Origin of the sequence: Nostoc sp. (genome assembly GCF_036917535.1) — a bacterium.
In the GTDB taxonomy this organism is placed as follows: Bacteria; Cyanobacteriota; Cyanobacteriia; order Cyanobacteriales; family Nostocaceae; genus Nostoc.
Genome location: NZ_JBALDA010000107.1, coordinates 11,508 through 34,166 on the forward strand (window position 1 = coordinate 11,508; position 22,659 = coordinate 34,166).

General features: G+C 43.4%; 21 protein-coding genes and 1 pseudogene. 15 read left to right on the forward strand and 7 right to left on the reverse strand.

From position 1 onward, the window contains the following. The first annotated feature begins 328 nt into the window (after positions 1–328). The 5 genes from V7K56_RS34995 (at position 329) to V7K56_RS35015 (ending at position 8,007) form a co-directional block, all read left to right on the forward strand. Positions 329–1,660 carry a P-loop NTPase fold protein gene (locus V7K56_RS34995; protein WP_334918431.1) on the forward strand — a complete coding sequence of 444 codons (1,332 nt, stop codon included), beginning with the start codon at positions 329–331 and terminating at the stop codon, positions 1,658–1,660. Further along, complete coding sequence (locus V7K56_RS35000; RefSeq protein ID WP_334918433.1) at positions 1,636–6,813, forward strand: nSTAND1 domain-containing NTPase; 5,178 nt, start codon at positions 1,636–1,638, stop codon at positions 6,811–6,813. The genes V7K56_RS34995 and V7K56_RS35000 overlap by 25 nt, the downstream gene beginning before the upstream one ends. Before the next feature lie 63 nt (positions 6,814–6,876). Continuing rightward, positions 6,877–7,107: a DUF433 domain-containing protein gene (locus V7K56_RS35005; protein ID WP_292697875.1), complete on the forward strand. Its 231-nt coding sequence runs from the start codon at positions 6,877–6,879 to the stop codon at positions 7,105–7,107. Continuing rightward, positions 7,104–7,316, forward strand: coding sequence for a DUF5615 family PIN-like protein (locus V7K56_RS35010; protein WP_334918438.1), 213 nt, complete (start codon positions 7,104–7,106; stop codon positions 7,314–7,316). The genes V7K56_RS35005 and V7K56_RS35010 overlap by 4 nt, the downstream gene beginning before the upstream one ends. Next, positions 7,261–8,007: a Uma2 family endonuclease gene (locus tag V7K56_RS35015; RefSeq protein WP_334918440.1), complete on the forward strand. Its 747-nt coding sequence runs from the start codon at positions 7,261–7,263 to the stop codon at positions 8,005–8,007. The genes V7K56_RS35010 and V7K56_RS35015 overlap by 56 nt, the downstream gene beginning before the upstream one ends. Before the next feature lie 172 nt (positions 8,008–8,179). Here V7K56_RS35015 and V7K56_RS37405 read toward each other — a convergent pair whose 3' ends face one another. The 3 genes from V7K56_RS37405 to V7K56_RS35025 form a co-directional block, all read right to left on the reverse strand. Next, positions 8,180–8,296, reverse strand: coding sequence for a type II toxin-antitoxin system VapC family toxin (locus tag V7K56_RS37405; protein WP_442940374.1), 117 nt, complete (start codon positions 8,294–8,296; stop codon positions 8,180–8,182). A gap of 87 nt (positions 8,297–8,383) precedes the next feature. Next, positions 8,384–8,584 (reverse strand): type II toxin-antitoxin system VapC family toxin, encoded by a 201-nt coding sequence (locus tag V7K56_RS35020; RefSeq protein WP_334918442.1) that lies wholly within the window; start codon positions 8,582–8,584, stop codon positions 8,384–8,386. Next, complete coding sequence (locus V7K56_RS35025) at positions 8,581–8,832, reverse strand: AbrB/MazE/SpoVT family DNA-binding domain-containing protein (protein ID WP_334918444.1); 252 nt, start codon at positions 8,830–8,832, stop codon at positions 8,581–8,583. Before V7K56_RS35025 ends, V7K56_RS35020 begins: the two co-directional genes overlap by 4 nt. A gap of 439 nt (positions 8,833–9,271) precedes the next feature. On the opposite strand from V7K56_RS35025, the gene V7K56_RS35030 reads away from it, so the two are divergent. From V7K56_RS35030 to psb35, 5 genes are all read left to right on the forward strand, one after another. Next, a complete protein-coding gene (locus tag V7K56_RS35030) occupies positions 9,272–9,895 on the forward strand; it encodes a Uma2 family endonuclease (protein ID WP_334918446.1) in 624 nt (207 codons plus the stop codon). A 493-nt stretch (positions 9,896–10,388) separates the two neighbouring features. After that, entirely contained in the window at positions 10,389–11,543 is a 1,155-nt protein-coding gene (locus tag V7K56_RS35035; RefSeq protein WP_334918448.1) for a KamA family radical SAM protein, read from the forward strand. Between the two features lie 112 nt (positions 11,544–11,655). Beyond that, positions 11,656–12,042, forward strand: coding sequence for an SET domain-containing protein (locus V7K56_RS35040; RefSeq protein WP_334918450.1), 387 nt, complete (start codon positions 11,656–11,658; stop codon positions 12,040–12,042). Between the two features lie 90 nt (positions 12,043–12,132). Continuing rightward, positions 12,133–13,122 (forward strand): D-alanine--D-alanine ligase family protein, encoded by a 990-nt coding sequence (locus V7K56_RS35045; RefSeq protein ID WP_334918452.1) that lies wholly within the window; start codon positions 12,133–12,135, stop codon positions 13,120–13,122. 298 nt (positions 13,123–13,420) lie between these two features. Next, positions 13,421–13,648: a photosystem II assembly protein Psb35 gene (gene psb35 / locus V7K56_RS35050; protein ID WP_334918454.1), complete on the forward strand. Its 228-nt coding sequence runs from the start codon at positions 13,421–13,423 to the stop codon at positions 13,646–13,648. Positions 13,649–13,774: 126 nt separating this feature from the next. Here the strand turns inward: psb35 and V7K56_RS35055 are convergent, their stop codons facing one another. Further along, the gene (locus V7K56_RS35055) at positions 13,775–14,215 is read right to left on the reverse strand and encodes a Crp/Fnr family transcriptional regulator (RefSeq protein ID WP_104909222.1); all 441 of its coding nucleotides are present in this window, start codon (positions 14,213–14,215) and stop codon (positions 13,775–13,777) included. A 544-nt stretch (positions 14,216–14,759) separates the two neighbouring features. Here V7K56_RS35055 and V7K56_RS35060 point away from each other — a divergent pair. Further along, positions 14,760–15,434 (forward strand): cadmium resistance transporter, encoded by a 675-nt coding sequence (locus V7K56_RS35060; RefSeq protein WP_334918456.1) that lies wholly within the window; start codon positions 14,760–14,762, stop codon positions 15,432–15,434. 223 nt (positions 15,435–15,657) lie between these two features. Further along, positions 15,658–16,329 carry a pentapeptide repeat-containing protein gene (locus V7K56_RS35065; protein ID WP_334918459.1) on the forward strand — a complete coding sequence of 224 codons (672 nt, stop codon included), beginning with the start codon at positions 15,658–15,660 and terminating at the stop codon, positions 16,327–16,329. A gap of 117 nt (positions 16,330–16,446) precedes the next feature. Here V7K56_RS35065 and V7K56_RS37410 read toward each other — a convergent pair. Continuing rightward, a pseudogene (locus V7K56_RS37410) lies at positions 16,447–16,602 on the reverse strand (Coenzyme F420 hydrogenase/dehydrogenase, beta subunit C-terminal domain); the annotation flags it as partial. Positions 16,603–16,803: 201 nt separating this feature from the next. Here V7K56_RS37410 and V7K56_RS35075 point away from each other — a divergent pair. After that, positions 16,804–17,040 (forward strand): hypothetical protein, encoded by a 237-nt coding sequence (locus tag V7K56_RS35075; protein ID WP_334918461.1) that lies wholly within the window; start codon positions 16,804–16,806, stop codon positions 17,038–17,040. A 7-nt stretch (positions 17,041–17,047) separates the two neighbouring features. Here the strand turns inward: V7K56_RS35075 and V7K56_RS35080 are convergent, their stop codons facing one another. After that, positions 17,048–18,097 (reverse strand): AraC family transcriptional regulator, encoded by a 1,050-nt coding sequence (locus V7K56_RS35080; RefSeq protein ID WP_334918463.1) that lies wholly within the window; start codon positions 18,095–18,097, stop codon positions 17,048–17,050. Between the two features lie 76 nt (positions 18,098–18,173). Here V7K56_RS35080 and V7K56_RS35085 point away from each other — a divergent pair, with 76 nt between their 5' ends. Both V7K56_RS35085 and V7K56_RS35090 read left to right on the forward strand, forming a co-directional pair. After that, positions 18,174–19,193, forward strand: coding sequence for a lipocalin family protein (locus V7K56_RS35085; RefSeq protein ID WP_334918465.1), 1,020 nt, complete (start codon positions 18,174–18,176; stop codon positions 19,191–19,193). 20 nt (positions 19,194–19,213) lie between these two features. Further along, the gene (locus V7K56_RS35090; protein ID WP_334918467.1) at positions 19,214–20,413 is read left to right on the forward strand and encodes an FAD-dependent oxidoreductase; all 1,200 of its coding nucleotides are present in this window, start codon (positions 19,214–19,216) and stop codon (positions 20,411–20,413) included. A 166-nt stretch (positions 20,414–20,579) separates the two neighbouring features. Here V7K56_RS35090 and V7K56_RS35095 read toward each other — a convergent pair whose 3' ends face one another. Beyond that, positions 20,580–22,502 carry a serine/threonine protein kinase gene (locus V7K56_RS35095; RefSeq protein ID WP_334918470.1) on the reverse strand — a complete coding sequence of 641 codons (1,923 nt, stop codon included), beginning with the start codon at positions 22,500–22,502 and terminating at the stop codon, positions 20,580–20,582. Positions 22,503–22,659: the final 157 nt, after the last annotated feature.

Here is a 22,659-nt window from a genome sequence, read left to right on the forward strand (position 1 = left end):
ATATATTCAATAGCACTACATAATTGTACTTAACAGTACCTTTTTTGGGGTTGGATATTTTTAATATTCATAAGAGGAACTTATTTTATTTTAGAGGTTTTTGCTATTTGTACTTATAGTAGTATTTCTGCTTACTTAAAATTAAATATCAACATTGCTATGTGTTATGTCCAACCTCAGATATGAACGATTATCCGAAATGCTGTTAATTTAGTTAGTAGTTTAATTGAAATGTACTTAAATTAAGGGAGAAATTCCTTAAAATCAATACATTTATATTTATTCAGTAGATTTTGTTATCCCTATTCCTGAGTGAACTCGATTAGTTATGCTCCTAGATTTAGAAAGATTTTATCAGGCTTGCAATCCGAGCAGACCTCTAATTATAGGAAATGCTAGCGATCGCAGGTACTATATCGATTTTGCTGCGGTGCGGGGTGGCAAAATTATCGAAGCTTTGCAGCGCACGATCGCTAGAATATCGCCAGATACACCAACTTGTCAACTATTTACAGGACATCTCGGTTGTGGAAAATCAACAGAGTTGTTGCGCCTGAAAGCTGAGTTAGAAGCGCAGCAATTTCATGTAGTTTATTTTGAGTCTACCCATGTCTTAGAAATGGCGGATGTGGATGTGACTGATATTTTGTTAGCGATCGCTGGACAGGTGAGTGAAAGCTTAGAAGCGATGAAAATTAGGCTCAAACCTACCTACTTTAGCAAGTTATTTGGCGAACTTGTAGATTTTCTGCAAACGCCAATTGACCTTGGGGTAGAAGCAGAATTGTCTGTGGGAATTGCCAAAATTACAGCTAAAACGAAAGAAAGTCCGCAATTACGGCGGCGGTTAAGAGATTATCTCGAACCGCGAACCGCAAATATTTTACAGTCAATTAATCAAGAATTACTAGAACGTGCCAACAAAGAACTGAAAACCAGGGGTAAAAAAGGACTGGTAGTTATTGTTGATAACTTGGATCGAGTCGCAATTCGACCTTTACCATCGGGGCGATCGCTGCCAGAATATTTATTTATTCAGCGGGGCGAACAATTACGCAAACTGAATTGTCATGTAGTCTACACTATTCCCCTAGCCTTAACTTTCTCTAACGATAGCGCCGAACTTCAGCATCGTTTGGGAGGTGGAGTCGCCCCAAAAGTTTTACCGATGATCCCTGTGCGTTTGCGCTCTGGCGAGATTTTTCCCCAAGGACTAGCAATGATGCGGCAAATGGTTCTAGCTAGAGCTTTTCCAGACATTTTACCTAGCGATCGGTTAGGCTTAATTACAGAGGTGTTTGATAGTCTGGAAACCTTAGATCGATTGTGCTTGATAAGTGGTGGTCATGTACGCGATTTACTAGGTTTACTGTTTGACTGTCTGCGAGAACAAGATCCACCCTTTGACCGGGAATGTGTTGAACTGGTAATTCAAAGACAGCGTGATTACCGAGCCAACGCTATCGACCCCCATGAGTGGGAACTAATCTTTCAGGTGGTGCAACAGCAACGAGTTAGAGGTGATATAGAATACCATACCCTCTTGCGAAGTCTATTTGTATTTGAATACCGCGATCATCAAGGAGCTTGGTTTGCCGTCAACCCAGTTTTAGCGGAGACAGAAAAATTTAAATCATGGTTGAACGACACACACAAGTAGATATCAGAGCAGCTAACGAGCGTGCTCTGCGGAGTTTGGGGAGAGCAATTACCCTTTCTAGCGGTCAATTTTCCCTGGTTTTGGTGTGCTGCAATTATCGAGTTTTGCAAGAACTTATGCTGCAACGACTCGAAGAACTCTTTTCAGGAGTACACCACATTCAAAGGGTAGTTCTACCGCATAATGCCAGAAGTCTTTACACAAGTATTCATTTACAACTGCTAACCGAAGCTAATCCGCCATCGGCGTTGATGATTTTGGGTTTAGAGTCAGTAGATGGACTCGACGATTTACTGAGGTCTATCAATCATATTCGGGATGAATTTCGCAAACGCCACCCATTTCCGATGATTTTGTGGGTGAATGAGGAAATATTGCAAAAGATAGTCCGTTTAGCACCAGATTTTGCTAGTTGGGCGGCGACACCGATTCGGTTTGAAATGACAACTCAATCACTGCTGCAATTTCTGCAACAGGAAACTGACTCTTTATTTGCTACGGTGTTAGCAAACGATGCTGCACAACACCAACCTCCTCAAGTTGCAAAGCATTATTCCACTGTCGAGCAAGTCTGGGAACATAGCTATGAACTTCACTTTGCGATTAAAGAGTTGCACAATCGTGGTATTACCTTAGAGCCAGAATTACACGCTAGTTTAGAATTTGTTTTTGGTCTAGATAATTATATTAGCGATCGCATCAATACAGGTTTAAGCCATTTTCAGCAAAGCTTGCAGGTTTGGCAAAAGTTGGCAGAGAGAGGGGAAGCAGGGGAGCAGGGGAGCAGGGGAGCAGGGGGAGCAGGGGAAGATGAGGGGGTATTTTCTTCCTCATCTCCTCCATCTCCACCATCGCCTCTACTGCTGCGACAGGGAATTTTGTTGTTTTATATTGGGTTGTGTTATTGCCGTTTTGCAGAGCAAAATCAAATCGAAAATCGCCGCCATTGGTATACTGCTAAATCTTATTTTCAGCAGTGCTTGAATATTTTGCAGGTGGCTGGGCGTTTAGATATAGTTGCTGGATTTATTAATCAACTCGCTGAGGTTTTGCAATATCTGCAAGAGTGGGAAGAATTGCAGACAGTTGCTCAAAAGTCTCTGGAGTTACATCAAACTTATGGTAGTCAAATCCAACTAGCTTGTGACTACGGTTTTCTGGCGCAAGTGGCTGTGCAGCAGTCGCGGTGGGTACAGGCGAGTATTTTAGCACACGTATCACTGCTGAAATTAGGTGAGGCGCAAAAGCAGAATGACCCTTATAACTGCTTATTTCCATTACTGCTGGCGCAAATTTACTATTTAGTTTTGGCGAAAGCACAGCGAAATTTAGGTGAGCTAGTAATCGCTCATGAATACTTAGATAAGGCGACAAAAGAACTGCCAGCAGCCTTAGAAAACAGTTCCCATCAATATGATGCCCATCGTTATATTCGCTTATTGCGGAGACTGCGATCGCTCTACTTTGAAGAAGGGCGATATCTCGAAGCCTATTACATTCGCCAGAAACGGCGTTCTGTTGAGCAGCAGTATGGTTTTCGGGCTTTTATTGGTGCAGGGCGCTTACAACCCCAAAGACAGGCGACAAACCCAGCATTAATGTCACCTTCTGGAAGTAGCAGCGTTGCTTTAGAAATTGCGGCTTCTGGTCGGGAGCGTGATATTGATAACTTAATTGGCAGAATTAGCCGCGCCGATCAAAAGTTAACGGTGATTCACGGTCAATCGGGGGTGGGTAAAAGTTCTACCGTCACGGCGGGTTTAGTTCCAGCACTGCAAAATCGAGCCATTGGCGATCAAATAGCCGTACCTGTGGTACTGCAAGTTTATACCGATTGGGCACGGGAATTAGGCAAATCTTTAAGTGAGGCGATATCTAGTGATGCATCCCTGGCGATTTACGCTGATATTCAGCCAGAAACAGCCATTGAATCGGAAGTTTTGCCTTACTCTGGCACACCGTTCACCATTGGTAGCATTTTACAACAACTCCAAGAAAATGCTGATCGCCATTTGATCACAGTTTTAATTTTTGACCAGTTTGAAGAATTTTTCTTTGGTTATAGCGATCGCAATCAAAAACAAGAGTTTGATAAATTTATTAGCGATTGTCTGAATATACCCTTTGTCAAAGTCATCCTTTCCTTGCGAGAAGATTATTTACATCGGTTATTAGACTTTAAACATCTCTCAGCACTGGAAGCGATTAATAATAATATTCTCGATAAGCATATCCGCTATCAGTTAAATAATTTTTCGCCAGAATATGCGAAAGCAATTATCCGCAAATTGACGGAGCGATCGCAGTTTAATTTAGAACCCGCTTTAATTGATGCCTTAATCGAAGATTTATCAACAGAATTTGGAGAAGTCCGCCCGATTGAATTACAAGTTGTGGGAGCGCAAATTCAAGATGAGCGCATTACTACACTAGAAGAATATCAGCCATATAGACCTAACAAACTCATCGAACGATATATTAAGGAACTGATTAAAGACTGCGGCCCAGAAAACGAACGAGCCGCTTTACTCGTTTTATATTTATTAACAGATGAAAGTAACAACCGACCTTTTAAAACTCGTGCTGAGTTAGCGGCGCAACTAGCAGAATTAGAAGATGCTGACAAATTAGACTTAGTATTAGAAATTTTAGTGCGCTCTGGTTTAGTAGTTCTCTTTCCTGATGTACCAGAACGCTATCAACTGATTCACGATTATTTAGTAGACTTGATTCGCCACCTGCAACAACAAGAATCGAGCTTACAGGTACAACTAAATCAGTTGCGCTATAAAGTAGAACAAAGTAAAGCTGAGATTGAGCGACTTAAGAGCGAACTGAGTCAAAATAAGCAGCGTTCTAAATTGGTAGCTCCTCATCCCCAACAGGGATTAGACTTATTAACAGAATTGCGAGAATTACAAAAGCGGGAAGAATTAAGTCAGTTAGAAATTGAGCAATTACGAGCTGAACTTAAAGAAAAAGAGTTAACAGCTAAACTTGCAGAAAGTCAAAAGAAACAAAGACTTAGTGAAGCTCAATTAAATCGTTCGCTGAAAATTGCCCTAACTGCTTCCGTTCTCGCCATCTTAGGATTAAGTGTTTCCATAGTGACAGCAGTAGATAGCGAAATTAAAACCCTTAGTGCATCCAGTGAAGCCCTCTTTGCCTCGCAAAAAGGTATTGATGCTTTAAAAGAAGCTTTAAAGGCAGGGGGAAAATTACAACAAACAGTCTGGGTAGATTCCAATACAAGAGAACAAGTACAGACGGCGCTTTATCAAGCTGTTTCAGGCGTCAGAGAGTATAACCGCTTGGACGGGCATCTATCTGGCGTCAATAGTGCTACATTCAGCCTTGATCGCTCTTTAATTGCCTCAGCCAGTGCCGATACTACAATCAAACTCTGGCGTCCTGATGGTAGCTTGGTCAAAACCTTGTCGGGGCATGAAGATGTAGTTAATAGCGTCAGTTTTAGCCCAGATAGTCAAATCATTGCTTCCGCTAGTCAAGACAAGACGATAAAACTTTGGAATCGAGAAGGTCAACTGCTTGCTACTTTATTAGGGCATCAGGGTGTGGTGAATAGTGCTAGTTTCAGCCCAGATGGCCAGATTATTGCTTCGGCGAGTACAGACAAAACAGTGAAACTGTGGAGTCGGGATGGTAAGCTGCTCAAAACTTTGCAGGGACATGATGGTGCAGTCTTGAGTGTCGCTTGGTCAACCGATGGTCAAACTATTGCTTCCGGGAGTGCTGACAAGACAGTGAAATTGTGGAGTCGGGATGGTAAGCTGCTCAAAACTTTGCAGGGACATGATGATGCAGTCAAAAGTGTAGCTTGGTCGCCTGATGGGAAAACAATTGCATCTGCTAGTTTAGACCAGACAATCAAGCTGTGGAATCTGGAGGGAAAGCTACTGCGAACCTTATCAGGGCATAGTGCTGGAGTTACTAGCGTCAGTTTTAGCCGTGATGGTAACACGGTAAGCGAAGCCATGCCCTACGGGCTTATCGCTTCCGCAAGTACTGATGAGACAATCAAACTTTGGAGTTCTGAAGGTGTGTTGCTGGGAACTCTGAAGGGACATAATAATTGGGTTAACAGTGTCAGTTTCAGTCCAGACGGTCGCACCCTTGCTTCCGCCAGTCGGGACAAAACTATTAAACTTTGGCATTGGGACGATGTGCTATTGCGAAAACCGAAAGCCGATAATGATGACTGGGTAACTAGCATTAGTTTTAGCCCAGACGATCGCACCTTGGCAGCAGCAAGCCGAGACAAAACTGTAAAACTTTTCAGTCGTGATGGTAAACTACTTCGTACATTCACAGGGCATCAGGATCAAGTTTGGGGTGTAGCTTGGTCGCCTGATGGTCAAGTAATTGCCTCTGCTAGTAAAGATAAAACAGTCAAGCTCTGGAGCCGTGACGGTAAACTGCTCAACACCTTACAGGGTCATAATGATGCCATCTTGAGTGTAGCTTGGTCGCCTGATGGTCAAGTAATTGCCTCCGCTAGTAAAGATAAAACAGTAAAACTTTGGAGTCGCAACGGTAAACTGCTCAACACTTTACAGGATCATCAAGAAGCAGTGAATTGGGTAAGCTTTAGCCCTGATGGCAAGTTGCTAGCTTCAGCCAGTGATGACAAAACCGTGAAAATCTGGAGTGTAGAAGGTAAATTGCTATATACATTAACTGGTCATAGCCGCCGGGTAAATGGAGTTGCTTGGTCGCCCGATAGTCAAAGTATTGCTTCAGTGAGTATTGATAGTACAGTGAAGATTTGGAATCGAGACGGGAATTTACTAGATACTCTCACAGGTGATGGCGATAGTTTTATCAGTGTCAGTTTTAGCCCCGATGGTAAGACTCTAGCAGCTAGCAGTGATGACAAAGTGAGGATTTGGAACCGAGCAGGGACATTGCTGATTGCTTTGAAAGGTGATAAGGATGAGTTAACCAGCGTCAGTTTTAGTCATGACAGCAAGACTCTAGCTGCGGGTAGTGGCAATGGTACAGTAATTTTCCGAGATTTGGCAGATATCCAACTGGATAAATTACTGGCACGCGGTTGCAATTTGCTACATGATTATTTGCAGACTAACCAGAAAGTAATGAAAAGCGATCGCGCCTTGTGTTCTGGTAGGTGATGGAGAAGAATGTTGAAAAGCGTTATATATTAAATTAATTATCTATCCAAATAATCCTAATTCATGCAAAAAATCATATCCGATCCAAAAATAATGATGGGCAAACCTGTCATTTCAGGAACTCGCATTACAGTTGAATTAATTCTCGAAAAGCTTGCTGCTGGTGAAACACCTCAGCAAATAATCGAAGCGCATCCGCGACTTAGTGATGAAGGAATTAAAGCAGCTTTGGCATTTGCGGCTCAAGCTTTGCGTTATGATGTGGTTTATCCAACAATTGAGAAAGCTTCTTGAAGTTTTTAGGAGACGAAAATTTAGATTGGCAAATCGTTGAACGTCTGCGGCTGAATGGTCACGAAGTTTTGTATGTTGTGGAAATGGAACCAGGAATTCTTGACGATGAAGTTTTCAACTTGGCTAATAATGAAAGTGCAATTTTGTTGACAAATGACTATTGCCAAACTGTCCGAACTAGGCATTACTCACCTTCCCGACCATACTGAGTTACCAGAGTCGAATGGGACTTTTGTGAAAAATTTTCAAGAACACCCGCAAAGCATACTTTTAACTGACTCTGTTCAAGGTATATTACAGCAAATTCACTCGGATAAACAGTATTGTATTGGTCAAGATTGTGGCATTTACTGGCGTTTGACCGAACCACCTGAACGCGGTGCTGAAGTACCCGATTGGTTTTACGTCCCGAATGTTCCACCTATGTTAAATGGTCAGTTTCGACGTTCGTATGTATTGTGGCAAGAATATATCGCTCCCCTAATTGTACTGGAATTTGCTTCTGGGGATGGTTCCCAAGAAAGAGATAATACTCCAATTACTGGTAAATTCTGGGTATACGAGCAAGCAATCCGCGTACCTTTTTATGGCATTTACGAATTTAGTAAAGCTGCGGTTGAGGTTTATCACTTAGTTGATGGTAGATATCAGCAACTCACAGCTAACGAACGTGGACACTATGAGATTTCCTTGATGGATGTCGAATTGGGTATTTGGCAAGGACAGTATGGAAATACTACAGTGCCTTGGTTGCGTTGGTGGGATACACAGGGAAATTTATTACTAACTGGTGAGGAAAAATCGCAGTTATTAACATCCCAATTAGAACAAGAACAGCAAAAAGCCCAGCGTTTAGCAGAACGCTTGAGACAGCTTGGGATAAATCCTGATGAAGTTTAATATCTGATTGAAAATGGATTCAAGAGTGTTATAAGCAGTACTTAGATTTATGGATACAACGCCAATAGCGATCGCGCCTTATGTTCTGGTAGGTGATAGCCTATCTGATTATCGAATTTACTTTTTACTTTTGCCTTGTTGTACTAATGTGTTTGCTCGTTCAATTTAATGGCTATTCAGGTGAAACGAGCCTAACATTGGGAAAGTAGGTGCGATAGCGATTGACATCGCGGGTAATGAGAGGCAAATTAGCAGTGCTAGCATGGGCACCAATATAGAAATCAGGCAATGGGGAGGTTCTTGCACCACCACGACGACGGTAGTTAAGAAAACTTTGACCTGCTAGGAATGCCGCATCCCAAGGTAAAGGGAGACGTTAAAATATATCTTCTGGCAATGCAGTGATGAGTTCCTGTTCTCTGAGAAAGCCGATGGCAATCTCAGCGTATATGATGGGATTGATCGCAAGTTGGTCTTGACGGGCATAGGTTGTCAGTTGAAGGGCTGACCAATCAAACCAGTTGGGATCGTTGGTAAGAATGTCGAGGATAACGTTGCTGTCTACCAAGACCGTCATAGATTATCGTCGCTACGGGTGAGGGTCATGATTTGGTCAGTGGTGAGGTTTCCAGCAGCGCAACCCCGCATGGTGTCAATCCAGGTTGAGATTTTATCGGTAGGTTGTATTTTCTTGAGGTAGAGGCGATCGCCTTCGATTTCAAACGCTAATTCTACGTCAGGAGAAATGTTTAGCACCTCTCGGATTTCAGGAGGGATGGTAATCTGACCGTCAGCTGTAATCCGCATAGTGTGTTTGTTGTTCAAGCGTTCTTATGTCCTTATATTAATGTTGAAGTGTTTGTCTAGTAGCTTTTCTACATTTCTATTTTCCATATTTGGAGCAATTGGGGCACCATAAACCCAGCTAGTGTGACCTGCTAAAGAGGCTATGTTTTCCCAAGAGTTATTATATTGGTTCATATTAAAAATGTGATTGTCAAAACAAGTATTCTAGTCAAAGTATTATTGTACTACTATATGATACTTGGGTAAAATTTTTAGTAGTCTTTAGATATTTATATAAAATAAATCTGATGTTATTTATTAGACCAAAACTACACTCACCAATTGCGATCGCCTTTTGTTGTCCTACCTCAAGCTGTTATTTCAGAACTACAGCAGGAAAATCAAGCAGGACTCATAGACAAAGCTATACATCTTGGTAGCATTGAGTGAAGTACCCGTCAGCAAGGGAGCGAGGGCGATGTACGCAACCGTCACACAACTACTGACTTTTGAAGAGTTTCTTGCCTGGGACGATGGTTCAGGCAGAGAGTTTGAGCTATTGGATGGGATTCCCGTGCCATTATCAGAACCAAATGCAAATCATGAGGATTTGATCGAGCGACTGTGTGCCTACTTAGAAAATCACTGCCAAGAAAATGACCTGCCTTACGTGTCACGCCAGTCCAAGCAGGTTCGGCTCAAAACAGCACTAGGAGAAAAGGAAAAAAGCCGGAAAGCAGATATTGTCATATTTGCTAGAGAAGAATGGCAGAAGATGAAAACTAGCTCTAGTTCTGCTGCTGCATATATTCCACCACCCGGAATCATTGAGGTTGTTAGCAACAACTGGAAGGACGACTATCTGACAAAACTTGCTGAATATGAGGACTTGGGCGTTTTCGAGTACATCATTGTGGACTATGCTGCTTTTGGTGGCATTCGGTTCATTGGCTCTCCCAAGCAGCCAACCATTACAATCTACCAACTTGAAGATGGAGAGTATTTACCCCCAAAGGTGTTTCGAGGGCAGGATCAAGTTGATTTTAGATTGTTTGGGAACATTCCCTTAACGGCTGAACAGATTTTTGCAATGAGTCGCTGATTAGCAACGAAGAAATTTATCCTAGTCGTCTTCTGGGCACAATCACCCAACGCTAATCAAATGTGGTGTAGCTGGCTGCATTATTTACACAGGTTGTAGATTGAGCGATCGCACCCCAAAAATCCCTACATAATTAAATATGCGACATTCATGTATGTATTAATACGGCATAATAACACGGAAAGCCCGACCGACTCAAGTGAACAAAGACACTATAAGAGCGATCACTATTATCACAGTGCAAAAAAAATGTGTAAAATTATACTTTCAGTAAACTTTGAAATAGATTTTTTTATCTGAACTAAAAATCTAAGTAAACATACTAATACACTGTGACAGAAATTTGCTTACCTTTAACAAGGAGACTTGAGTAGAGGAATTTATAAATTGCCCCTATTTGTCTGCTTGCTTAATTGAGATGGTAGCTGGATTTGCGCCGCACTCTATTAGGCTGTGATTTGTTTATTTTTCTCAGCTTAATTTAGGTCTAATCATGATCAAAAACACTATTCTAGATCCTCTAGTAACTGATATTCGGTGTGAAGAAATTTGTCAGATTTTGGGAGAGACTTACAACCAAGAACGCTGGAACGATTGGCGCTGGCAAATGCGGCATCGGTTGACTAAGCTGGAACACTTTCAGAAGTTATTAAGGCTTAATGCTACCGAAGAACAGGGACTTTTAATCGCACCAGAAAAGTTTGCTGTCGCTGTAACCCCATATTTTGCATCACTACTCGATCCAGAAGATCCGCTTTGTCCACTACGGTTACAGGTGATACCACGGCAAGAAGAACTAATAGTTAGTCCAGCAGACATGATAGATCCATGTGGTGAAGATAACAACACTCCAGTACCAGGACTCGTACACCGCTACCCCGATCGCGTGTTGCTGCTTGCCTTAGACAGTTGCGCCGCTTATTGTCGTTACTGCACCCGCTCTCGTTTGGTGAGCCAAGGTGAGATGTATCCAGTAACGCGGCGGTTGGATGCGATCGCTGCTTACCTGGAGGAACACACCGAGATCCGTGATGTGCTAATTTCCGGTGGCGATCCTTTATTGATGGCTGATGAACCTTTAGACAACTTGCTTAGGCGGCTGCGTGCCATTAAGCATATTGAATTTATCCGAATTGGTTCTCGCGTGCCAAGTTTCTTACCGCAGCGCATTACACCGGAACTGGTTGCCTTGCTTCGTAAACATCGTGTGTGGCTGTCTTTGCACTTTTGTCATCTGCGGGAACTTACTCCAGAAGTGGCACAAGCTTGCGATCGCCTAGCTGATGGCGGCATTCCTCTAGGTAGTCAAACCGTGCTGTTAAAAGATGTGAATGATTCTGAAAAAGCCTTGAAGAATCTGTTTCACGGTCTTCTCAAGCTGCGTGTGCGACCTTACTATCTTTATCAATGCGATCCAGTTATTGGTACTGCACATCTGCGAACGAGTGTGCAAACGGGGCTTGATTTAATTTCTAAATTACGTGGTCATACTACTGGCTATGCTGTACCAACCTATGTAATTGATGCTCCTGGTGGTGGTGGCAAAATCCCAATTCAAGCTGAGACTTTAGCTGCTTATGAGAATGGTACAGCTACAGTGCGAAATTGGGCAGGTAAGATGTACACCTATGTAGATCCAGTAAAGTAGGTTTAACCCTATATATAAGTTGCTTGCCATCATCAAAAAGGGTCAGTTGGAATAGGTTCTGTTGAGTTCTTGGCAAACCAAAAAACTAAGTAATTGCAGGAGATTAGTTGGAATGTTGATTGTTGGTAATACAAACCTAAAAGGTCGAGGTGTCTTCGCACAGAAGCGCTTTTTGAAAGGACAACTCATTGAGAAAGTGTCAGTTGTTGTTATACCCGCAGAACAGGTTAAATTCCTAGATCAAACGATTTTGGGCAACTATTACTACGATTGGGAAGATAAAGCTGTGGCGATCGCTTTAGGTTTATCTTCCTTGATCAACCATTCTTACCATCCCAATACTTATTATGTGAAAAAATTCGCTGACCGAGAATTGGATCTGATTGCCTATCGAGATATAGAAGTAGGAGAAGAAATTACTGCCAACTACAACGGTTCTCCTGATGATAAATCTCCTATATGGTTTGATGTTGTTGATGAGATATTGTCACTTAATTAACGATTTAGTAATCGAAATTCCTTAATTAAGATATCTGATTTATACGTTAAAGCTAACAGAGAAAGTTTTCTCACTGGGAATTATCGGGTTATGGGGTTATTTATTGGTCTGTGTTATGACCTGAAAGCAGACTACCTTAAGGCTGGTTTCAGTGCCTTTGAGGTGATGGAGTTCGACGATGAAGAAACTATCATCGGGCTGGAAACTGCACTGTTGCAGTTAGGTCATCAGGTTGAACGTGTCGGTAATGGTAGAGAACTTGCTCGGCGCTTGGCAAAAGGCGATCGCTGGGATCTGGTTTTTAATATTGCTGAGGGTTTAAAGGGTCGCTCTCGTGAAGCTCAAGTCCCGGCAATCTGCGAATTATTCGCTCAACCTTACACCTTTTCCGATCCGCTTACCTGCGCTCTGACGTTAGACAAGGCACTTGCTAAGAGAGTAGTGCGCGATCGCGGTTTGCCGACAGCCCCTTTTGAGGTCGTGAATACTACCGCAGAAGCAGCAGCTGTGTCGTTGCCAATGCCACTTTTTCTTAAGCCGATGGCGGAAGGCAGTTCTAAAGGGGTAACTGGACGTTCTCTTGTCAAAGAACACAAGGAGCTAGTAAATGCTTATCAAGTGTTACACGAACTTTTTGGGCAACCAATACTCGTGGAAACCTTTCTTCCTGGTAGAGAAGTAACAGTAGGCATTATTGGCAACGGTAGCAACTCACGGGTAGTAGGTGTGATGGAAGTAATTTTTACAGGGCAAGTAGAAGCTTTCGCCTACACCACCCTCAACAAAGATGAGTATTTGGAACGGGTATCTTATCGTTTACTCATAGATCCTGAACCACTGGCAGCACAGGCAAGACAACTGGCGCTGGATGCTTACCATACTCTTGGTTGCCGTGACACTGCCCGCGTGGATCTGCGCTGCGATCCTAACGGTGTGTTGCAGTTTATGGAGGTTAACCCATTGCCAGGATTAGATCATGTCCGCTCAGACTTGCCAATTATGGGACGTTTGGGTGGTGTGACATATACAGAAATCATTTCTGAAATAGTAGAGTCTGCATGGCAAAGATATAAATGCTGAAGAAGAAGCAGGGGACAGGCTAGGCGTTGCAGAACAGTGGGATGAATTGGGGCAAGCAGGGGAGGCAGGGGAAGCAAGGGGAGAATTTTGGAAGTTACTAAATCATCCCGCAACTATGCAACGCCGCAGGCTGACAGAAATAGGTGCAACAAACCTACACATATCAGCTACTTCCCCGCCCCTCTGTCCTTTTTTATGCAATATGAAGTTGCTCAAACTAAACTACAGAGGGATGTTAGGTGATACGCTCATCTTATAACGTGTTCAATAGTGTTACCTAACTGTGGAGAATATACTCATGAATTTATTATTTATGCAAACAGCAGCACCAGCTATAGATGCTGCTCCTCATTTTCCTGTTGCTTTTACCTTGGTGTATGTCGTTGGTTTTGTTGCTGCTGTCACCATTGGCTCAATAGCTTGGTACAACTCGAAACGCCCCGCAGGTTGGGAAAGCAAAGAACGTCCTGATATTGTGCCTAAAGTTGATAAAGAAGAAACTCCGGGTGTGAGTGAACCTAAGTAATAAGCAGTGATGAATGCTGAGTTTAATAATCAAACTTACAGCAGTTTTCATTTATTTTGAACCACATTTTACATAATCTAAAACCCTTGTAGAGACGCAGCAGTGCTGCGTCTCTACATTTGTCTATTAACTCTGCAAAGAGGTTACATTCATATCGTCGTTCAATCTCCGAATCAGACGGGATAACTCACGAATAATATTCACCGCAATTTCGGGAGTTTCTTCGATCGCATCATATAGTTGCTCTTGCGTCAGTTCTAAAAATTCACAAGGCTCCAAAGTGGTTGCAGTGGCGGATCGAGGTTGAGTATCGAATACTGCCATCTCACCAAAATATTTTCCCTGTTCTACCTCTGCCAACTGTTTATTCCCAATGTGAACTTTAACTCGACCGGACACTACAATATAGAGCGATCGCCCTTCTTCTCCCTGTCGAAAGATGGTGTAATTAGCTGGGAATGACAATTCGTTCATCACTGAAGTGAGCCGCACAATAAAATCATCCCGCAATTCCTTAAAAATCGGGACTCGCCGGACAAATAATAAACGGTCAACACTGGTTAGCATAATTACAAGTTAAAAATCCAACATTACTGAACATCCCAAAACTGAAGTCAGAGGGCGATTAGTCATATTATCGATGTTGAACGCTAGCCGTCAAGGATATCCCAGGCTTTACCATCTGACAAGGGTTCTCTTCAATAAAAGCGATGCCTACGGCGGTAAACTACGCATAGAAGTTTCTCAAACAATAGCAAAGTTTTTTCTTTCCCTTTTCTGGCGATCAGTGTTAATGGGTAGAATGCCCAAAACATATAGTAAAATTGTCAATCACTTTTATTTATCCTTTTAAAAAACAAGAGTATTTGCTCTTATTTGGCAGAAAGCCATAATATTGACTCCATGAGCTCCCAAGGTACCTTGCTGAGAAAAAAATCACCAATTTGATTAAAGGCGATTGCCTTTAACAATTGGGGAATTGGCTGATTAATAACGAATATCGATCCGTTGTCGTTAGGGAAACAGTCACAAAATCTCCTAACCTGCCCTCACGTTGAGAAGCAGAGAGGACTAAGACCAACAGCATTGAATCTAACTGCGAGCAACAACTATGACCTGGCTAATTAGTACATTATTGATTGGAATCTCTGTCGCTTTTGCAACTACCTTTGACGACAACTTATATTTGACGGCTTTCTTCGGGAAAGTCAATCGTAGCTTTCGTCCTAAGCATATTGTTCTTGGTGAATTTCTTGGATTTACTACCTTAATATGTGCTAGTCTCCCTGGTTTCTTCGGCGGCCTGATTATTCCCAGCACCTGGATTGGTTTGCTGGGTTTGCTTCCCATTGCCATTGGTATCAGTAATTTCATTAGTCGAGAAGAGGAAGAGGAGACAGTGCAAGCGGTGTCACTTGACTTAAACTCTCCTGTAAAATCTGGACGCCAAAAGAAATCACTATTCGCAACCATCCGCGATCCTCAAACTTACCGTGTTTCCGCTGTCACCATTGCCAATGGAGGAAACAACATTGGAATTTATGTACCGTTGTTTGCCAGTAGCAATCTTCCAAGTTTGAGCGTAATTGTTTGTGTTTGCTATCTCAGTATTGGGACGTGGTGCTTACTCTCTTACAACCTGACTCGTAATCCTCTGATGACTCCTGTTTTAACTCGCTATGGTCGAAAAATCTTCCCCTTTGTCTTAATTTACTTGGGACTCTCTATCTTAATTAAAAGTGAAACATATCGACTTTTACCTAGTTTAGCAATGCTTGGGAATTAAATATGACGCCGCAATTCCTAATGGGTGCTATGTCCCTGATGTCAGCAAAAAAATCAGCGATCGCTTCCCATCCAAAAGATTTATTAATCACTTGAATTTATCAATATGAATAACAATAATATTTGCTCTTATCAATTAAGCTATCTAAAGTAAGATAAAGCACATTATCGATGGCTCTTATAAAAGCAAGCCTACCACTACGAAGCGTAATATGAAGAAACTAATGAATCAATCAAACTCTAAAAAATTAACTCAGTGGCTCGTAACAGCAGTCTTTCTGGTAGTTGTCGCGGGATTTACTTTGCTTATCCAGCCTAGCGCTAGAGCGCAAACACTAACACCATCCACACCTACAGAATCTGAACTAGCTCCAGTTGAATTGCCAACGGAGCCTGTAACACCACCAGTAATATCTCCGCTGAAATTACCAACGGAGCCTGTAACACCACCAGTAATATCTCCGGTTGTATCGCCAATAGTGTCTGTAGCAGAAAACATTAGACATTTATTACAAACCAATGAATGTGTAGGCTGTAACCTGGCTGGGGCAATGCTAAAGGACGTAAACCTGCAAGCAGCAAACTTGGAGGGTGCTAACTTACAAAATGCAGACTTAGAAAGAGCTAACTTGCAGCAAACAAACTTACAAGGGGCTAACTTTCAAGGAGCAGATTTAGGCAAGGTAAACCTTTGGGGAGCAAACCTGGTAGGAGCAAACCTTTTTGATGCAGACCTAGAGAAAGCCAATCTCTTGGGAGCAAATTTGCAAACCGCTAACCTACAAAACGCAGATTTGGAAGATACAAATCTAACAAATGCAAACATCCAGGGAGCTAACTTGATGGGCGTTGATTTGGACGATGCAATCAGACCAGAAGGATTCGCTATTCAGTAATTAAACTGAAGTTGTCGGTGCAAATTTAATAAAAAATATCAAAAGCCTGATTCAGCAATGAATACAGGCTTTGTGCATCATGTTGGCAAGATTCTGCGATCGCCTATGCGTTTTTTATTCAAGTTTGTCTATTTGCTGATTAATAAAAGCGCAGAATTGCTTGACATAATGAGTATAGTATGTAGTTTATAGTCAGCGATCGCTACAGAGTTCTTTAGCAGGGCGGCGGCTAGTAGATTTTAAGGCTCTGGCTTTTTTGGGTTTGTCACTAATCGTGTAGAAGACATTCGCAAAGTTTTGCTCAAGGGCGATCGCCAATTAGATAGTCAGTAGGAATTGGTGATCAATACTACATATTTTATTAATAAATCTTATATTGGATAAAAGGGATTGAAAAACTGAAGTTATCAAGAATAGACCTCTTGCAAAAGTTCCAGATGCGTGGGACAAGTAAGTTAGAGTTAGGTAGCATCTATGACCTACCTTGAGGTAAAGAGTCTGAAGCCAGAAGACTTTAAACGCTTATGTGGCCTACGTCCGGATACTTTTAACCAAATGCTGGAGGTAGTGCGATCGCACAGTCAGCGAAAACAAAAAACAGGACGACCAGTTATCTGGCAACGTCTTGAGAAATTAAACACATCAATTGTTGCTTCTATTACAGGTTGGGGTTTTATTCTTGACGCTTTATTTGTCTCAGGTTTTTCGTGAATTGGTATCAAGCCCTGCCTAATCTACGCCGAAACTCTGTAGGAGTCTTGTCAGTCCAACGCTGAAAGGCTCTGCGAAAAGCTCGCTCATCAGAGTAACCCAGTTGAGCCGAGATTGCTGCGACACTGAGTGTGGAATTAGTTAGTAGCTGTCGGGCCCTAGCTTCACGAGCATTATCTATTAGCTGGCGAATCGTTAAACCTTGCTCTTGAACCAGACGTTGTAACGTACGCAAGCTCATGTTCATTTGTTGGGCTAGTGTCTCAGCCCCATACTCAGACAACTCTGCATTACGAGCAATGGCGTCAAACAGTGCAGATATCTGAGAAGGATTATGATGTAATCGCCAATGGTCTTGCAGGAGATCTAGATTTCCCTGAATATACTGAAATAAGTGAATATCTTGCCCTTGAGTGGGTAAATCTAGTGCCTCCCGACGCAACACGAGGGCATTATGGTCTTTTTGAAAACAGACAGTCACACCGAAGAAGTTTTCGTAAACGTGGCTTGAGCCAAATGGCTCATGTTTGAACTCTACTCGTACCACGGCATCATTTGTTCCGAGGATTTCTTGCACCAAGCGCTTTGTCAAAGCTAGTCCGAACTCAGCACCATACCCCCCATCAATTTCACCGACCGGATGATACGCTTGCAAAATCGCTTCAGAGCCAGATTCAATCAAGTCCAGCCAGAGTTGATCTGAAAGCACAGATCGATATTTCACAAAAGCCCGCAATGCTGAACGAATATCTTCAGCATATTGAACGCCCTGAGCCAATTGACCAAAGGTTGAGAAGGGAGCCGCACTTGCCATATGGAGCGCCAAGGGTTGCCTTGGGTAAGCCTCACCCAACAACTTCCAGATCGTTGGGACAAGTTCTTCAGGCAAGCGAGACTCTGAATTAATTAAATCGGTCTGTATTATTCCAGTAGCAGCCTTGATCTGCTTCAAGTCTAAGCCACGACCCACAGCGTAATTAAATGTATTAGCAACAATGCTTGTGAGCATTTGGCGGCTATGCAACTTGTCGTGAAATGTCCGATTTAATTCGCGCATAGTCCTTGTAAGTTTTTTCTAATGATCGCATATTGTTAAGCGATCAGTATCAAACCTAAGACCAGAAGATACGAAAATGGACCGGGATTTACAAGTAACAATACCCACAGCAGCAATGCAAGGGGAATCCGCCTCAAAGGAGGGCAATGGACTAAGCCTTTTTGTCTCGACTGACCCAGATCTTGTCGCTAAGCCTGGGGCAAACCTCGACTCGTGGTTCCTGGTCGGAAATCTTGAGTCCGATCGCGGGACGATGTATCTGCTGGTTCACCTTCTGCACGTTACGCCGCCGACCGGCGATGACTTGCTGGCGGCGATGGTCTCGGTGTTAAATCCGCAAACTAATAAATACATCGCAGAAGAACAGGACTTCCCCGGTGAAAAGTGTTCGTTCAATACGGAAAAGTTCGAGGTGATCACGCCGATCGCGTCCGCATCCGGTACCACCTCTGCGCTCAACTTCAAGGGCAACTGGTCCAAGGCGGGTATTGAGGTTGATGTCACCGCCCAGCAAACCGGACCCTTGTTGCCTAATGTCGGTAACGGCCTGTTTCCGTGTCTTGGTGGCATAACCTACCACTATGCACTCCCAACCATGAGCGTCACTGGAACAGTATCCATCAGCGGCGATCGGTACAAAGTGACCGGAGATGGCTGGCTTGATCGCCAATGGGGTGTGACACCACGCTTCTTCGGCAAGGAAATCAAGAAGTGGGTCTGGTTTGGTATTATCCTCGACAGTGGCGATCGGATCAGCGTCTGGGAGTTTATTGAAGAGGATCGCCCCGTACATTCTTGGGCAACAGTGGTGCGCCTTGATGGCGGTGTTGATGTAGTCGCCTGCGATCCCATGACGGCGAATGCATCGAATCCGTGGAAAAGTCCAGAAACCGGACATATCTATCCGATCAACTGGGACATTCGGATACCTCAGTTGGATGGGCATCTGATCATTAGACCGGAGGTGATTGAGCAGGAGTTCGTCTCCCCGGTTGGGATGCACAAGTACGAAGGGTTCAGCGCCATCACTGGGACACTGCGTGGGAAACCGGTCACGGGTCGAGTCATCATTGAGCTGGTCGCTGACTGGTTATAAGGACACGAGGACAAAATACTATGCAAACAGACGAGACAATAGAAACCCCAGCAAAGATTGCCTTCGTCGGTGGTGGTCCTGCTGCACTGACTGCCGCGATCGCTCTTGCCCGTCGCGGCATTCGGACAACGTTTTTCGAGCGGGATGCTCATCCAGAAGTTGCACCCCGCTTTAACCCCGAGCGCTCCTACGCGATAGACATCACGGGGCACGGACTCAAAGCCCTGCGCCACATCGATGCCTGTCCTTACTTTGATCAAAGGATGCTGCAATTTAAGGGAATCAAGCTGGGGAGAGAGGCGGGGGAATGGAACTTACCAGGTTGGATTGGGTCGCGTGGCGATATCGTGCGTACGCTAATAGCACTCGTAGAAGAACAGTATTCAGAATGGATATCCTGCGAGTTTGAATGCCGCGTGACTTCAGTCGATGTCCTGACTGGCAGCCTCACCTATGAATCTCAGTCGAAGGGTGCGCTGACTGAGCAGTTCGATTTCATCATTGGTTCCGATGGTACAGGTTCTGCCGTCCGCAAAGCCATGCTGGAGCAGATTCCGGAATTTACTGCCAAGACCCAATCATTTCCGATCTACTGCACGATGCTTGAACTTGATCGCAAACTCGATCAATGGGACAAAAACTACCTTTATGACCTATCCGTTATGCCCGTTTTCAGCTTTGCAGGTGCGATTACAGGAGGTCAAGGCTCTGACACAGCCCGTTGGTTCTGCGCCGTCGGAACTGATGCACCGCTGGAGTTCTCCTCTGCTCAAGCAGCACAGCAGTTTTTGGGTGATCGCCTGCCACAGATACTCGAATTGACAAGTGAGGAGCAGATTGCCGCATTTGCAAAGCGCGCCTCTAGACATATTGGTCAAACGCTGACTTGCTCCCAACTCTATGGTGGAAAGGCTGTATTGCTTGGAGATGCAGCGGCGGCGTTCCCGCCGATCGGACAGGGAGTCAACGCGGCGATGGAGTCTGCAATGACACTCGACCTCTCCATTGGCGAAGCAGGCAATTCACCCACGCAACTGCTCGAAGCAGCTATACTCTACAATACTCGATGGAAACCGGAGGTGGATGCCGTCTCGTGGATCGCTATCAAAGGTCTCATTGAAGAGGATGACGAATCAACGACTGGCTTGAACGCGCTCAACCAAGCCAAGAGTGCGGAAATCTCTTATTCAGAAGTAAGACGCGAGGCTGAACGGCTCTAGTAGTCCGCCACACAAACTTTGCTAAGTCAAAATAATTGGATATAAACGCTGTACTTTCTGCGTGCATCTGTGGTTTTAAAAGCCCAATAGACACTTGCTTTTTGTTGATTACGTTGTTCTTCCCAATCAATAGATGCTTAAATAGGATGGTTAATCAACCTTAATATTATAAACTGCCTTTCGGAGTTTCTCTAGCATTAGGACTTTCTGTAGTGACAGGTTGGTTAATATGAGGAAGTTTCTGTTGGGTAGTCTTTTGATTATCTTGATTTTCTAGTTTAGTTAGTGCCTGTTTTGCCAGATTTTCGGCTGCTTGTTTAAATAATGGTTCGATTCTATTTCGCCAATATTGAGTATTAGGCAACTTTTCTGGATGGTTTCTATAATCTAAAACTTTGTCCCATTTACCATCATCTATTGCTTTGTTGATCTCATTAGATAACGCCTCCGCCTTAGCCCAATCTGACTGCCACTGGGCAATCATTTTGCCTGTTTCTTGGATACTAGAAGCAGCATTTGCCGGAATTGATCTCAAAAGTGCGATCGCTCCAATTATATCCCCTGAATCATACTTCTTTTTTGCTTGTTCGATAATATTGGCACTGTTATCATTAGGCTGTGATCGTTCTGATTTTTCAGCATCGTCAGTTGACCCCTTTGGCTTTTCTGGTAATGGAGTTACTACATCCTTAGATTTTGGTTTTGGCTGGGGAGTTGTTCGAGTTGAAATTAAGCTACTATCATCTACAATCCTAGTTGCAATGCCCTTTTCACGTAGGCAAGAACCCCATTCTTGATTATTAGTTATCACATCCGAGTGTGCCCAAGCCAAACGACCAGATTTAAGCTTAACTTCTATCCAACCTCGTTTTGTCCGCTTGCCAGTCACCTCAAAATTGGTGTTATCAGCAACAGTTTGCAAAACATTATCAGAATTTATCGAACTAGGTTCAGAACGGATATTAGAATTTCCGACGACAACAGCCGAGCATTTGTTTGCTAAAGCAGTATCCTTACCTGTAAGATTTAAAGCTAAATTTTTCACATTTGGATATACATTTGCTACCAAAGCAGCTGCACCACCCGCCAGTAATATGCCAATTAATATCGGCCAGGGGTCGGATTTGGTAGAGTCTTTACGCGCAGGTTTGACAGGATTGGCTGGTGCAACTGCAACAGTTTGCAGCCGAGATACTAGAGGCTGAGATTTGGCTGCTTCGTAAGTGGAATTTTTGGTAGCTTCTTGAGGTGTGGAAAGTGCAGCTATTGGATTGATCGCATCTTTACACGCTTGCAGTGCTTCCGTAGCGTTTTGGTAGCGGTCTTTGAAGTGATAGCGCACCATCTTGGACAACACTGCTGCCAGTTGATGGTTCACGGTTACTGAATGCCGCCAGATAATTTCCCCCGTTTCTGGGTCTTCTTGCAACTCTGTTGGATGTAATCCTGTTAATGCTTGAATGGCGATGATACCAAGAGAATAGATATCGCTGTTAGGACGAGGTTTACCTTGCCCTTGTTCTGTAGGCATATAGCCAGGAGTGCCGATAACCACTGTGGCAGAGGGTTGTCCGCCTACAGTTACCAGTTGTGTACGCAGTTGTTTCACTGCTCCAAAATCAACTAAAACTAACTTATTATCTGAGGCACGACGGATGATATTATCCGGTTTGAGATCGCGGTGAATCACGCCTTGGCGATGGACAAATTCGAGAATCTCTAGAATTTCCTGCAACAGTTGAACTACTTGGCTCTCACTCCAGCGCTTACCAGGTATAAGTTCCTCAGCTAGGGTATGTCCTTCAATATATTCTTGTACTAGATAGAATTCTTGGTTTTCGTCAAAGTACGCTAGCAGCCTGGGTATTTGGTCATGGTTTCCCAGTTTTTCTAAGGTTTCGGCTTCACTGCTGAACAAGCGTTTAGCAGTATCAAAAACTCTGGGGTCAGTTCCGGGTTTAAGGTGCTTGACAACGCAGATGGGATTGCCTGGCCGCCTAGTATCTTGGGCAATATAGGTTTGACCAAATCCTCCCATCGCGAGGACTCGAATTACTTGGTAACGATGGTCTAGTAGCTTGCCTATCATATTCCCTCCCCAGAGTTATTACCTAATTTTCCAGCTGGTAATAAATATCTCCAAATTTTCTTCAACGAAATCCGCTATCTTGAGAAAAGATTTAGATTAAAAACGCAGCTTTTTAATAAACGCAGACTGTTTATTTTTCTTTTAGTGCCCCTGTTTA

What these genes read in the sequence shown, in the direction of transcription:
- V7K56_RS34995 (WP_334918431.1), top strand. Translation starts at nt 329, where the DNA reads ATGCTCCTAGATTTAGAAAGATTTTATCAGGCTTGCAATCCGAGCAGA.
- V7K56_RS35000 (WP_334918433.1), top strand. Translation starts at nt 1,636, where the DNA reads ATGGTTGAACGACACACACAAGTAGATATCAGAGCAGCTAACGAGCGT.
- V7K56_RS35005 (WP_292697875.1), top strand. Translation starts at nt 6,877, where the DNA reads ATGCAAAAAATCATATCCGATCCAAAAATAATGATGGGCAAACCTGTC.
- V7K56_RS35015 (WP_334918440.1), top strand. Translation starts at nt 7,261, where the DNA reads ATGACTATTGCCAAACTGTCCGAACTAGGCATTACTCACCTTCCCGAC.
- V7K56_RS35020 (WP_334918442.1), bottom strand. Translation starts at nt 8,584, where the DNA reads ATGACGGTCTTGGTAGACAGCAACGTTATCCTCGACATTCTTACCAAC.
- V7K56_RS35030 (WP_334918446.1), top strand. Translation starts at nt 9,272, where the DNA reads ATGTACGCAACCGTCACACAACTACTGACTTTTGAAGAGTTTCTTGCC.
- V7K56_RS35035 (WP_334918448.1), top strand. Translation starts at nt 10,389, where the DNA reads ATGATCAAAAACACTATTCTAGATCCTCTAGTAACTGATATTCGGTGT.
- V7K56_RS35040 (WP_334918450.1), top strand. Translation starts at nt 11,656, where the DNA reads ATGTTGATTGTTGGTAATACAAACCTAAAAGGTCGAGGTGTCTTCGCA.
- V7K56_RS35045 (WP_334918452.1), top strand. Translation starts at nt 12,133, where the DNA reads ATGGGGTTATTTATTGGTCTGTGTTATGACCTGAAAGCAGACTACCTT.
- psb35 (WP_334918454.1), top strand. Translation starts at nt 13,421, where the DNA reads ATGAATTTATTATTTATGCAAACAGCAGCACCAGCTATAGATGCTGCT.
- V7K56_RS35055 (WP_104909222.1), bottom strand. Translation starts at nt 14,215, where the DNA reads ATGCTAACCAGTGTTGACCGTTTATTATTTGTCCGGCGAGTCCCGATT.
- V7K56_RS35060 (WP_334918456.1), top strand. Translation starts at nt 14,760, where the DNA reads ATGACCTGGCTAATTAGTACATTATTGATTGGAATCTCTGTCGCTTTT.
- V7K56_RS35065 (WP_334918459.1), top strand. Translation starts at nt 15,658, where the DNA reads ATGAATCAATCAAACTCTAAAAAATTAACTCAGTGGCTCGTAACAGCA.
- V7K56_RS35075 (WP_334918461.1), top strand. Translation starts at nt 16,804, where the DNA reads ATGACCTACCTTGAGGTAAAGAGTCTGAAGCCAGAAGACTTTAAACGC.
- V7K56_RS35080 (WP_334918463.1), bottom strand. Translation starts at nt 18,097, where the DNA reads ATGCGCGAATTAAATCGGACATTTCACGACAAGTTGCATAGCCGCCAA.
- V7K56_RS35085 (WP_334918465.1), top strand. Translation starts at nt 18,174, where the DNA reads ATGGACCGGGATTTACAAGTAACAATACCCACAGCAGCAATGCAAGGG.
- V7K56_RS35090 (WP_334918467.1), top strand. Translation starts at nt 19,214, where the DNA reads ATGCAAACAGACGAGACAATAGAAACCCCAGCAAAGATTGCCTTCGTC.
- V7K56_RS35095 (WP_334918470.1), bottom strand. Translation starts at nt 22,502, where the DNA reads ATGATAGGCAAGCTACTAGACCATCGTTACCAAGTAATTCGAGTCCTC.